12 protein-coding genes and 1 pseudogene are annotated in these 11,613 nt (G+C 38.9%); 2 read left to right on the top strand and 11 right to left on the bottom strand.

The features are described from left to right. Positions 1-17 precede the first annotated feature (17 nt). The 9 genes from C1G49_RS00995 to pezA all read right to left on the bottom strand — a co-directional run bounded on the left by C1G49_RS00995 (position 18) and on the right by pezA (position 6,716). The gene (locus C1G49_RS00995) at positions 18-851 is read right to left on the bottom strand and encodes a PRD domain-containing protein (RefSeq protein ID WP_105124281.1); all 834 of its coding nucleotides are present in this window, start codon (positions 849-851) and stop codon (positions 18-20) included. A gap of 188 nt (positions 852-1,039) precedes the next feature. After that, positions 1,040-2,017, bottom strand: coding sequence for a tagatose-bisphosphate aldolase (lacD, locus tag C1G49_RS00990; RefSeq protein ID WP_105124280.1), 978 nt, complete (start codon positions 2,015-2,017; stop codon positions 1,040-1,042). A gap of 1 nt (position 2,018) precedes the next feature. Further along, positions 2,019-2,951 (bottom strand): tagatose-6-phosphate kinase, encoded by a 933-nt coding sequence (locus tag C1G49_RS00985; protein WP_105124279.1) that lies wholly within the window; start codon positions 2,949-2,951, stop codon positions 2,019-2,021. A 9-nt stretch (positions 2,952-2,960) separates the two neighbouring features. After that, complete coding sequence (gene lacB, locus C1G49_RS00980; RefSeq protein ID WP_018031055.1) at positions 2,961-3,476, bottom strand: galactose-6-phosphate isomerase subunit LacB; 516 nt, start codon at positions 3,474-3,476, stop codon at positions 2,961-2,963. A 26-nt stretch (positions 3,477-3,502) separates the two neighbouring features. Further along, positions 3,503-3,925 (bottom strand): galactose-6-phosphate isomerase subunit LacA, encoded by a 423-nt coding sequence (gene lacA / locus C1G49_RS00975; RefSeq protein ID WP_002935225.1) that lies wholly within the window; start codon positions 3,923-3,925, stop codon positions 3,503-3,505. A gap of 206 nt (positions 3,926-4,131) precedes the next feature. Further along, positions 4,132-4,899 (bottom strand): DeoR/GlpR family DNA-binding transcription regulator, encoded by a 768-nt coding sequence (locus C1G49_RS00965; RefSeq protein ID WP_024381344.1) that lies wholly within the window; start codon positions 4,897-4,899, stop codon positions 4,132-4,134. Between the two features lie 163 nt (positions 4,900-5,062). Continuing rightward, complete coding sequence (locus C1G49_RS00960) at positions 5,063-5,338, bottom strand: hypothetical protein (protein ID WP_238142261.1); 276 nt, start codon at positions 5,336-5,338, stop codon at positions 5,063-5,065. A gap of 125 nt (positions 5,339-5,463) precedes the next feature. After that, complete coding sequence (gene pezT, locus C1G49_RS00955) at positions 5,464-6,240, bottom strand: type II toxin-antitoxin system toxin PezT (RefSeq protein WP_105124278.1); 777 nt, start codon at positions 6,238-6,240, stop codon at positions 5,464-5,466. Beyond that, a complete protein-coding gene (gene pezA / locus C1G49_RS00950; protein ID WP_105124277.1) occupies positions 6,240-6,716 on the bottom strand; it encodes a type II toxin-antitoxin system antitoxin PezA in 477 nt (158 codons plus the stop codon). Before pezA ends, pezT begins: the two co-directional genes overlap by 1 nt. Positions 6,717-7,194: 478 nt before the next feature. Here pezA and C1G49_RS00945 point away from each other — a divergent pair. Beyond that, a pseudogene (locus C1G49_RS00945) lies at positions 7,195-7,962 on the top strand (tyrosine-type recombinase/integrase); the annotation flags it as partial. A 317-nt stretch (positions 7,963-8,279) separates the two neighbouring features. On the opposite strand, the gene C1G49_RS00940 reads toward C1G49_RS00945, so the two are convergent. Beyond that, entirely contained in the window at positions 8,280-8,885 is a 606-nt protein-coding gene (locus tag C1G49_RS00940; protein ID WP_105124276.1) for an NUDIX hydrolase, read from the bottom strand. 111 nt (positions 8,886-8,996) lie between these two features. Next, positions 8,997-10,529: a helicase HerA-like domain-containing protein gene (locus C1G49_RS00935; RefSeq protein ID WP_105124275.1), complete on the bottom strand. Its 1,533-nt coding sequence runs from the start codon at positions 10,527-10,529 to the stop codon at positions 8,997-8,999. Between the two features lie 269 nt (positions 10,530-10,798). On the opposite strand from C1G49_RS00935, the gene C1G49_RS00930 reads away from it, so the two are divergent. Beyond that, positions 10,799-11,605: a formate/nitrite transporter family protein gene (locus tag C1G49_RS00930; RefSeq protein WP_105124274.1), complete on the top strand. Its 807-nt coding sequence runs from the start codon at positions 10,799-10,801 to the stop codon at positions 11,603-11,605. The last annotated feature ends 8 nt before the right edge of the window (positions 11,606-11,613 follow it).

Here is an 11,613-nt window from a genome sequence, read left to right as displayed (position 1 = left end):
TTTAAAATTGAATTGATTTACAATAACCGTTGAATATGTAACACAATATAGAACCTTTCACTATCATTTACTGGCTCATCAACCAATGATGTAATCATCTCAAAAATCTGACTTCCAACCTGATGGGCTCTTGGATTCTGGAGCTTGATGTACTGTTCCAAACTAGCAATCGATTCATTTGACTGATGGGTTCTATCTAAGTAACTCAGAAAATAGGACAAATGAATCATAAAGCGATCATAAAAATTGCTATTTGCTTTTGTGCGTTTAATCCCATTCTCTATCAAAATTTGTTCAACCTCAGCAATAATTTTCTTACTGATGTCATGTTCTTCACTTGTGGGATGAATGGTTTCACCTTTTGCATTGATTAAGTGAAGTGCAATTCTACCAATCTCATCATTTGGAAAATCATTTAGCAACTTTTCACGAAACATAGCTAAGGCTTCACGCGCCATTTTATATTCCAATGGATATTCGGCTGAAATATTGGGTAGTCTACTTTCTTGATAGGTATTCTTTAAAACCGCCTGATATGCACAATAGATATGATCTGTCAGTGTCACATATAGATATTCTTGTACAGGGTAATGATAAGTTTCTACCAGATGATTAATAACCGTGTAGGTTGCCGAAATAAAATCTAATGGAATATCTTTTAATAAGGTTAGAAAATTTTCTTTGGCCTCATCATTTTTTAGTGAAAAAATATTTTCTATCTTGTCCTTAACAATTAAATCCCCTTTTTTCTTTTGAAAGGTTATACCTAATCCCATCACGACTGCCTGTTCCCCATGTTCATTCTTCACCAGGGCAGCGTTATTATTTAGTGACTGTATAATCCTAAACATATATCCCTCCTATATTTTTAAGCAAAAAAAGACTACAAACAAACCGAGAATATCCTACTCTCAAATCCATTTGTAGTCTTGCCTAATCGAATTAGTTACAATCCACTCTATTCTTGCTGATGAGATTATTATAGCATATTCTCAGAAAATGTAAACCCTTTCTTTTAAGAAAATGGTAATTTTTTTAATTATTTTTCTAGCCAAGAAGTTGCTGTTTGAGACAAGACTGCATCAAGTCCCTCAATATTTTCACGACCAACAGTACGTAACCATTCACGCGCAGCTTCTTCACCCTGTTCAATATAGACTGGCACAACACCCGCCCACGTCGCACGACCACAGAGAACACCGTTAAATTTAGCACCTGCTTCATGTGCAAAGACTAGAGTATCTTGGAAAAGCTTAGCAGAAACACCTGCACTTAGATAAATGTAGGGTAAGTTAGTTGACGCTTCTTGTTGACGGAAATATTCAGCTGCTTCTTCTTTTGTATAGACGACTTCCCCTGTTCCAAAGCCTTCTACAAAATTCATGTTCACAGGTACCTCTACCTTGAGAACATCTACTCCAAAGCGTTCATCCGAAAATACTTTCATAGCCTCATTTACTTTTCGAGGTTTGACTTTTGCAAATTCCACACTGGCATTGTCTTCAATCGTTTCATCGTAGCTCAAAATTTCCAAGAAGAATGGTAAACCTTCAGCCTGACATTCTGAACCCAAGCGTTCAATATAGGCATGTTTTTGAAGGTTGACATATGGATCACCATCAATGTCATAGTAGAGTAGAAACTTAATGGCATCTGCCCCTTCTTCTTTTAGTCGTTTTACAGACCACTCTACTAGGCAATCTGGTAAGCGACTAGTAGAGCTGGTATCATAGCCAGTTTTTTCATAAGCGAGGAGCAAACCGCACTGTTCGTCACGGGCGCGTGATGCTGGCAAACCAAATTCAGGATCTAACAGAATTGAGGAAGAAAACTGTGTTAATTCCTCTGAAACTAGTTTCTTTAGTTCTTCCATCTGCTCCACAGTAGGTTCTTCTGTCTGATGTTTTGCCATCATTTTTTTCAGGGCTCCACGTTGGTCAAATGCTAAAGCTGAAATAATACCTGCTTTATTGCTTACTTTTTCCATGTATTTTCTTTTGTCTGCTGTTACTACCATATTATACCTCTTCGACTTCGATTTGAGAATACAACGATTCTGCACTATCTAAATTGACGTAACCCGTCTGTTCTTCCTGGGCATTTAACATGCCCAAAACATTAGCATTTTTTAATAATTCTGCTTCAGGTAAAGCATGTACCAAACCTGATGCAATACCTGCAACAGTTGAATCTCCTGATCCTACTGGATTGACGACTTTGATTTTTGGAATTCTGACACGATAGAACTTGTCATTATGCTTGGCAAAAGCCCCCTGTGCCCCTAATGAGACGACTATCCAATCAATTCCTTGGAAAAGTTGACCGGACAAAACTGATTTCAACTCTTGAATATCATCAGTAACTTCTTTACCAATCAGTTGTGATAACTCTTCTGTATTCGGCTTAATAACTGTCGGCTTCTGCTGGCTTTCTAAAACGTTTTTCAGCGCCTCACCAGAACAATCCAAAACAACAGCTACACCGTATTTTTTACAAAGTTCTACAATCTCAACATAATAATTGCTAGCAAGTCCCTTAGGCAAACTTCCTGAAATGACAACTACATCTACGTTGTTCAGAATAATTTCAAGATGTTCGATAAAATTCAAGGCTTCGTGTTCTTGAATAGTTGGTCCTTGTTCTAAAATCTCCGTCTGTTTGCCATCATGAAGAACCGCAATACAGTTACGTGTTTCGCTCCCAATTTCCACAAAGGAATTTTTAATATCCTTTCGAGTGAGTTGTTTCTTTACATAACTTCCAGTCTCACCGCCAATAAAGCCTGTTGCTACAACATCTTCACCGATTTGTTTCAAAACTCGTGTGACATTGAGCCCCTTGCCTCCAGCTGTTTTTTGAACTTTTTCTACTCGATTAACCGTATCTAAATGAAAGGTATCTAATTGATAGGCAATATCAACTGACGGATTTAAAGTGATCGTCAAAATCATGTGAGCCTCCTAGTCGTGGTATTCTCCACGATCCCACTTTTCAAGAAATTCAGTAAAGAACTCTGGATTAGCCTGCTCTTGATTGAGCGTTTCAACTGCAGCAATCTTTTCAATCAAACGTTTGTTTTCTTCAGTTGGTTTGTATTCTGCTTTAATAAAGGCTTCAATGATGTCGCACATGAGCAACTCACCCGTAATTTTGCCGCCAAAACCAATGACGTTGGCATTTAACTCTTCCTTAGCGTAAAGTGCTGAGGTCATATCACGAACTAAGGCTGAGCGAACACCAGGAACCTTGTTTACAGCATTGTTGATTCCAACACCTGTTCCACAAATACAAATTCCCAAATCTGCTTGTCCGCTTGCAACAGCTTCACCAACTTTTTTACCAAAGATTGGGTAATGAGTACGAACATTGTCATAAGTCCCAAAGTCCAATACTTCATATCCTTGATTTTTCAAATAATCTACCACAGCAATTTTTTCATAGGTTACAATGTGGTCACAACCGATTGCAATTTTCATCTCTTATTCTCCTTCGTTTACAACAATTAGCACATTTTATTTAGCATATCGACACGAATTTGGTGACGGCCACCATCATACTCACCTTCAACAAATCCTTTAACGATATTTTTAGCAATTCCCTCTCCTACAATCTCACTACCGATTGTAATAATACGCGAATTGTTATGTCCTCTTGTCATATAGGCAGAACGTTCGTCTGAAACTTCTGCAGCGATCATGCCTTTGACTTTAGTTGCGGTCATAAATGGACCAACACCATAAGCATCAATCACAATGCCAAGATTTCCTTCCTGTTGATTAACTTCTGCAACTACTGCCAAAGTTGTATCAACAAAATCACTTCCATCACTGACATCTTTAAAGTCATATGATTTTTCTAGCAAATAATCTTTAATAACGTCTTTTAGTTTTGAACCCGCTGGATCAGCACCGATAATGATTGTCATAACCTATCTCCTAACAAAAATAGAAAGTTGTAGCCATATTTGGCAGAAAATCTTTGTTTTGCAAAACTTAGAAAAAGCGTTTTCGCTTTTTTATGTTTAAATTATACACCCAAATAAACATAAAGTCAACATATTTTGTTTTATTTTTGTTTATTTTTTTCGTATACAAACAAAAAACCAACATTTCGCTGTTGGTTTTGATAACTTTATGATTTTGTAGTGATAATTTCGATGTGCTTACTTAATAATTGGTAATTTTCATCCTTTGCATTCATATCTGTCACTAGAGCAGTTACATCATTCAAATCACAAAAGGAAGTAAAATCATCTTTTCCAATTTTCGAGGCATCTAGCAGTAGATATTTTTCTAAAGAATGTTTAATGGCAATATTTTGCGTATAGGCTTCAGCTAGAGTAGAGGTCATGACATCAGTTCCCTTAAGTCCGTTACCTGAAAAGAAAATCTTGCTGAATCGCATTTTTTCTAAACTTGTATTGGTAATTTCTCCTACAAAAGATTCTGTCACTTGGCGATATTCTCCCCCCAGAAGAAAGACTTGAAACTCCTCGGTCTTCTTTTGAGATAGGATGGTAAAAACAGGCATACAGTTTGTGATGACTGTTAGGCGAGGATTTTTAATGGCCTCAGCCAGAAAGGCCACTGTTGTTCCTGGACCTAAAAATACCGTGTCTCCATCTTCTATCAGCTGTGCAGCCCTTTCCGCTATCTCTTGCTTGGCTTCCTTATTTTGAATGTGTTTCTCAGAATGGGAATATTCCCGATATTGAAAAGCCTTATTACTTCTAGCACCGCCGTGAATTTTTGTTAAGACACCTTGCTCTTCCAATTCAATAAAATCACGTCGAACAGTCATATCAGTAACATTTAGCAATTCAACAATCTCAGAGATTCGAACTGTACCTTTTTTGTTTACCAATCGTGTAATTTCTTCTAGTCGTTCTCGTTTATTCATGTTTAATCCTTTGTTGTTTTATTACATTATATCAAAAATAAACAAGAAGATGTTGGAATTTTGAACATTTATACTAGGTGAATTGAAGCTTCTTATCCAAATCTCAGTTCAGAAATTTTTTACATCATTAAGATAGAGCCAAGCCCTTCTTTGATAAAGGTTACTATTGATTAACAATTGATACATAGGGATTACCCGTTTTAGAAGCGCCAACTATCTTGACTTTTAAAGCTTCGTATAAAGTAATTCTATTTTCTAGAATATAAGACAACTCTTGGCCATCCATAAATAAAATTTTATCTCTATTTGCAAAGTCTTGAATTACCTCATCTCTAAAACCGTTTATTGAAAGAAACTGTCCTCGAGTTGAAGTTAGTTTTGTATCAACTTTTTGTTTTAAAGAGGCAATTTTCAAAGAATTTACTGGATTTTTTCCCATTTCATTTCAACTAGATAATCAAAACCTTCAAACCTATTTTTGAAGCTGTTGTTGTCTAATTTGAATTTTCTTCTCCTGTTTTAAACGATGATAGGAATTCCTCTTGAATTAGATACTGCATATAACTATACATCGTTTCCATTACTTTTACTCATCTCCCTCAACCGTTCCTGTCCAACCTTCATCATCTCTTCCTCAACTTTACTCCACTCCCCGAAAAGGCAGTTTTGAAGAACTTCTGCTGCGGAACCTTCATCAGTTTCAGAATCATAGATACAAGTCCTATCTCTTTGATAAATCTGAATCTGGTCAAAGAGTTTATCGCTTTCAAGCTCCTTTAAGTTACCAACCAAATGCTCTACAATCCCATCATGGTGTTCTTTTGGTGTTGCTCTGGCCTGATTGGGATCGATGGCATAAAGTTCTTCGTAACGAATCAAGGTGCTGAGATAAGAAAGCTCTGGTTTAGTACCAATGACAGCTAAAGAGACTTGGTATCCTTTCGAAGCTAATAATTGAGCAGTCTGACGAGGAACTTGAGTGGTACGCAAAGTCCCTTCAATCAGCAAATGATAACCTTGTGTGCTAAGTTCATCAACCAGATGCTCTACCATTTTTCCTGCAAATCCCTTGGTATAGTCCACGCTGTCCTTGCCATACTTTTCTTGCAGGGCTAAGTAATTGGGATGCTGAGAACGGTAGCTGTCACCATCGATGATAATGATATTACCTTGAAATTCCTTTTGCTTGATACGATGAATAGTCGTCTTACCTGCTCCGCTTTGTCCACCAAGTAAGATAGCTTTCGGTTGATCTGGAAGCATCTTTCCCCGGGTTAAAGCCCGAATGGTTCGCTGCAAGGCCTTCTGAAATGCAGCCTCACTAAATTCTTCCAACCTCATTAAGCCACCACCCGATGATACACCATGTCTAACATCCGCTCAATACCATCTAAATAGCCATTATAACGCTCGATTTCATCGAAAGTATCGACAAGGTAAATTTTCGTATTGATCAATTCAGCCAAATCATCGCTCATGAGAATCCAAGGATTTGTTTCATCATCAAAAGCAATATCCTGACTATCTTGATATCGATAGAGCTGCGATAAAATGGCTGCTCCACGTTCTTTTATCACTTCTACTTTTAAAGTCAATTGGTAATCTTCAACAGGTGTTAACATCTTGTCCTCCCCTACAATATCGATATAAGAGACATTAAATTTCTGACAAATACGGTCGATAAGCTCTATTGAAACCGTACTGGTCCCATTTTCATAACGACTCAGGCTATTGCGTGAAATCCCGACCATTTTAGCAAATTCTGGTTGTGTTAAATCGTGTGTCTGGCGTATTGATTTTATATTGTCTCCGATCATAGATAAAGACCTCCTCATATTTGCTTTCATTATAACACAAAAACGACTGACGCACCATTTTTGGTGCGTTCTTTGTTTTCTTATTTTTTGATTAGCCGTCTGCAAGACCCCTCGGAGAGCGTTTGTAGTTTTGATGGACCACAGGTCTGTCAAAACTACAAAAACATTACTTTTTGGCAAAAAGTAACAAAAATCTATCTTGAATCGAAGTCAATTGTTTATCTTACAGCTCAAAAATATCGAACATAGGCCAGCGGGGAATAGCAAAGCGCCCCGCTGTTGCCCGCCATTCGGGCAATCGAGCATGAATTTTCAGTTTCATAATAATAAAAATGGAGTTCTATATTTTCCATTTATTGGGCAAACATGGACTTTATAAATTTAGACCATTTTTCAACTATTAATGGACTTCATACATATCCAATTTGTATTCAAAGATGGATTACCTCAACCATCCATCTTAGTATCAATAAAATAATTGAGTGATATATTCGACTACGGGATTACATTGGAAATCTTGACGACTAATCCTGCTAAAGTAGTTAAAATTCCTCCAAAACCTAAAGCTCATAAAAAACGTGTGATGGTATTGCATGATGAAGATTTAGCAAAATGGTTACAATTCCTTAATAGTCTTCAAAATACACGTGCTAATCGCCGTTTTAAAACGATTTGTAACACATTACTAGCATCTGCCTTACGAATTAATGAACTACTTGCTCTTGATATTGATGATTTACTGTTTGATACAAATGAGATTCAAGTCAATAAAACATTAATGTGGAAGGCTAGGAATAAAAAATTAGGGATTAAAGGTGAGGTTGTCTGTAAGCAAACACCGAAAACTGATGCTAGCAATCGGAATGTCTCCGTCCCTAGACAGGTTCTTGAGGAGCTCCGAGAATTTCATCTGGAAATGAACGCATATTTCACCAAGAAAGGGCTACCAGAAAGTTCGTTAATTTTTCCAACCATCTACGGGAATTATATGTGTGATAGGAACGAGCGTACAACTTTAGAAAAAAGATTAGAATCAATCAACTTACCTAAGTATGGATTTCATCTCTTTCGGCATACACATGCTTCATTGATGTTGAATGCAGGAGCAAATTGGAAGGAATTACAGACACGTTTAGGGCACAAATCAATATCTACAACAATGGATACTTACGCTGAACTAGCTCCTAAAAAAATTCAAAACGCTGTGAACATCTTTACTCAAAAAATGAAAGAACTGACAGCTTAATTACATCACTACCCTTGTCACTACCTTTTACAAAAATGATCGTCACAATTTTTCGAAAATCCTTATTATAAAAGGATTTTCAACAACTGGGATAAGATAATATTTAACCTTCACTGAGGTGAAATAATTAAATTGAAAAAGCACTTGAAACCAATGATTTCAGGTGCTTTTTGCTTGGTGTGACTGGTTTTGAAAGAAAAACAGTTGTTCTAATGAAATAGTCAAATTTTTATCAAACCATCTGAATAAAGCCATACAATCTATACATTTTTCTCTACACTTTTTCATTCAAAAACAAATAGATGACAAAGTCAAGCTCATCGACTTCCGTTCACTATCTCCACAAATCGATGGGTAAACTGGGCGGTCATTCCCCAGATATTTTCTGGTAGATTTTCATAAAAGGGAACGAAGCGTTTGTGATGACTGAAAGGATAGTCAACCCCACCTCTCAAACGTTCAAAGGGAAAGTCACAATCTGGGACAATCTGTGAATCCAGTTGATAATAGACAGGGGCCGTTTTCAGCAAGGTTTCTAGTGGAACTGTAAAGAATCGAGCCACTTCATCATTGGGTTGAAGGGTCTTCCAGTCCAGATGAAGTCGTCCGACAAAACAGCGAATCGTCGAGCGACCGAAAACGAGATAATCAATTTCACCTAGCAATTCCACTTGTTCAGCTTGAATATCCAATTCTTCGACGACCTCGCGAACGGCAGCTTCTTCTGCTGTCTCCCCTTCATCAATTCCGCCGCCAGGAAAGGAGACCTCACCCGGTTGAGAAATGGATTCGCTCCGAATTTCATATAGAACTTGCCACTGATTGTCTGACCAGACTAAGGGTAAGAAGACTGCATAAGAACGTTTTTCACCTAATGGCTGGGGCTGATAGTCTTTCAATAATGCCTGCAATTGATCAGTCATGGCAACTCCTTACTAACTAGTGATTTGCGTTTATTTTAACGAATTTTGTGGTATCTGGCAAGAACTTTGTCTAGATAAAAAACTGAGAAGTTTCCTTCCCAGTTTAATCGTTTATTTTCCTTTTAACATGCCCATAATACCACGAGTTACCACGCGCCCAACTTCCCGTCCGACCTGACTCATCAGGTTCTTGGTAAAACGATCCATCATGGAATCTGTTTTGCGACTGGCTGGCTGACTGGCTTTTTGCGCAGCTTTAGTTGCTTCTTTCTGGGATTTCTCTTCCATTTTTGCGGCTGCCTTAGCTTCTTTTTCTGCCTGTTTTTCCGCCTCGGCCTGCTCTGCTTTTTTGATGAGTTCGGCTTCTTTAGCCTCTGTCATGGCTAAAATCTGCTCATGGGCTGACTCACGATTGACCGCGTCAGCATATTTTTCCATCAAAGGAGAATTATTGATAACTGACAAGAGGGCGCTTGGCTCCACCGTTCCCAGCATACTCTTTGGAGGATAAATCAATACTCGATCCGCAAAGCTTGGTGTCCCGTCAGCTTGCAGAGTAGACACAACCGCTTCACCTACCTGCAATTCCTGAATGACCTTGGCCAAATCCTCATCACCTTCTTGTCGGAAGGTTTCGGCAACAGTCGCGACTGTCTTGAGCTCTTTTGGTGTAAAGGCGCGAAGACCATGTTGGATGCGGTTGCCCAACTGGGCTGCCACGCTATCAGGAATATCCGTCGGATTCTGCGTTACAAAGAAGACACCTACACCTTTTGAACGAATCAAACGGACAATCAATTCAATCTTTTCAAGAAGAACTTTCGGTGTATCTTTGAAGAGAACATGGGCCTCATCAAAGAAGAAGACAATCTTAGGCTTGTCCAAATCACCCACCTCGGGCAAGACTTCATAAAGCTCAGACAAAAGGCTAAGAAGAACCGTTGAATATAATGTTGGTTGATTAAATAGCTGAGTAGCTTGGAGAACGTTGATAACCCCACGGCCATCTTCTGCAGTCCGCATCAAATCAGCAATTTCCAGACTTGGCTCACCGAAGAAAATCTTACCACCTTGTTGCTCCAAAACAACCAGACTACGCAAGATAGCACCGACCGAACGAGCTGGAATATTTCCATAATACTGGCTCAGCTCTGCCGCATTTTCAGCCACAAAATTGAGCATAGCCCGCAGGTCCATGAGGTCAATCAAGAGCAGCCCACGCTCATCTGCTACACTAAATACGATATTCAGTATAGATTCTTGAGTGTCATTCAAGCCCAACAAACGTGTCAGTAAGACAGGCCCCAGCTCTGAAATGGTCATGCGGACAGGAGTCCCATTTTCCCCCAAGACATCCCACAACTCAACTGGATAGCCAACTGGACTATAATCATGATAGTGAGTCTTCTCTAGACGACTAGGATCAATCTCCTTGGTATTGGCCGCAACCAAACTATTCAAATCACCCTTGATATCCGACAGAAAGACAGGGATTCCCGCATCACTCAACTTCTCTGCCAAGACCTTTAAGGTCACTGTCTTCCCTGTACCTGTCGCACCTGCGATGATTCCATGACGATTGAGCCGCTTGAGCTGCATCTCCGCTCGACTGCTTCCATAGCCAAAAGCAATAACATCTGACATATTCTAGCCTCATTTCCGATTTTTTCTAGCTTTATTGTAGCATAGTTTTCAGGAAAATAGCAGAGCAGATAACTTAGCTTTCACATAAAATATTCATATCCATTCTTTCTACATATCATGATTTTCAGACAAATGAAGGTCATCTGTCAATTGATAACGGTTACTTTTGTTTTTTACTGAAAAACACTTACTTTTTTAGCGGTTTTCTGTTATACTCTTCTATTGTGAGAACATTCTCAAATACGTTTTAAAATACAAAGGGGATTATTATGGCAGCACAACCAGATTCGCTGATTTATAATATCGACAAGAGTATCAAGAAAAAAGCCGACTTGATCGAAAGCAACTACTTTGCCTATGCCATCCGTGCCGCAATGGCCAGCGTTTATTTGGCAATCGGTTTGGCCATCTCAGCCTATGTGGCTGACAAACTCAACCACATCGTAGATGGTTTGGGTAAATTCGGTTACGGTCTTATGTTCGGCTGGTGCTTGGTCATGATTTTGTATATGAATGCTGAGCTCGGCACATCAAACATGATGTATATGACATCAGCTATTCACCGCAAGGTCATCCCTACTAAGACTGCATTGAAAATCTTGGCAACCTGTATTTTCTTCAACTTTGTCGGCGCGGTTATCGTCTGCTTCTTGCTCTCCTACACCCAGCCTTACCAAGTTGGACATTTGGATGAGCATAGCTACCTAATCCAAGCCACCACTGCAAAATTGATGAAAACACCATTGACACAATTTATCGAAGGGATCTTCGCTAACATCGTTGTAAACATCGCAGTCTTCATCTCTATGCGTATGAAGGATGATGCTGGACGTGTTATTTCCTTGATTTTCATCATCTTCATCTTTGCCTTCCTTGGCTTTGAGCACGTGATCGCTAACTTCTCTACCTTCTCTCTTGCCTTCTTTGCAAATGGCGGAGCTGTAGAAGGTATGTCTGTGGCCAGTGTCCTTGTGAACTTCCTCTTCTCAGGTCTTGGAAACTATGTCGGTGGTGGACTTCTAATCGGTCTGCTCTATAGCTGGCTCAGCAACAAATCAAAACTTTACATCGACTAATCCGAATG

The organism is Streptococcus suis (genome assembly GCF_002960625.1).
Classification (GTDB): Bacteria; Bacillota; Bacilli; order Lactobacillales; family Streptococcaceae; genus Streptococcus; species Streptococcus suis_T.
Note: the sequence above shows the minus strand (reverse complement) of the source record. Positions and strands in the feature narration are given on the sequence as shown.

What these genes read in the sequence shown, in the direction of transcription:
- C1G49_RS00935 (WP_105124275.1), bottom strand. Translation starts at nt 10,529, where the DNA reads ATGTCAGATGTTATTGCTTTTGGCTATGGAAGCAGTCGAGCGGAGATG.
- C1G49_RS00930 (WP_105124274.1), top strand. Translation starts at nt 10,799, where the DNA reads ATGGCAGCACAACCAGATTCGCTGATTTATAATATCGACAAGAGTATC.
- C1G49_RS00985 (WP_105124279.1), bottom strand. Translation starts at nt 2,951, where the DNA reads ATGATTTTGACGATCACTTTAAATCCGTCAGTTGATATTGCCTATCAA.
- C1G49_RS00995 (WP_105124281.1), bottom strand. Translation starts at nt 851, where the DNA reads ATGTTTAGGATTATACAGTCACTAAATAATAACGCTGCCCTGGTGAAG.
- lacB (WP_018031055.1), bottom strand. Translation starts at nt 3,476, where the DNA reads ATGAAAATTGCAATCGGTTGTGACCACATTGTAACCTATGAAAAAATT.
- lacD (WP_105124280.1), bottom strand. Translation starts at nt 2,017, where the DNA reads ATGGTAGTAACAGCAGACAAAAGAAAATACATGGAAAAAGTAAGCAAT.
- C1G49_RS00965 (WP_024381344.1), bottom strand. Translation starts at nt 4,899, where the DNA reads ATGAATAAACGAGAACGACTAGAAGAAATTACACGATTGGTAAACAAA.
- C1G49_RS00960 (WP_238142261.1), bottom strand. Translation starts at nt 5,338, where the DNA reads ATGGGAAAAAATCCAGTAAATTCTTTGAAAATTGCCTCTTTAAAACAA.
- C1G49_RS00940 (WP_105124276.1), bottom strand. Translation starts at nt 8,885, where the DNA reads ATGACTGATCAATTGCAGGCATTATTGAAAGACTATCAGCCCCAGCCA.
- pezT (WP_105124278.1), bottom strand. Translation starts at nt 6,240, where the DNA reads ATGAGGTTGGAAGAATTTAGTGAGGCTGCATTTCAGAAGGCCTTGCAG.
- lacA (WP_002935225.1), bottom strand. Translation starts at nt 3,925, where the DNA reads ATGACAATCATTATCGGTGCTGATCCAGCGGGTTCAAAACTAAAAGAC.
- pezA (WP_105124277.1), bottom strand. Translation starts at nt 6,716, where the DNA reads ATGATCGGAGACAATATAAAATCAATACGCCAGACACACGATTTAACA.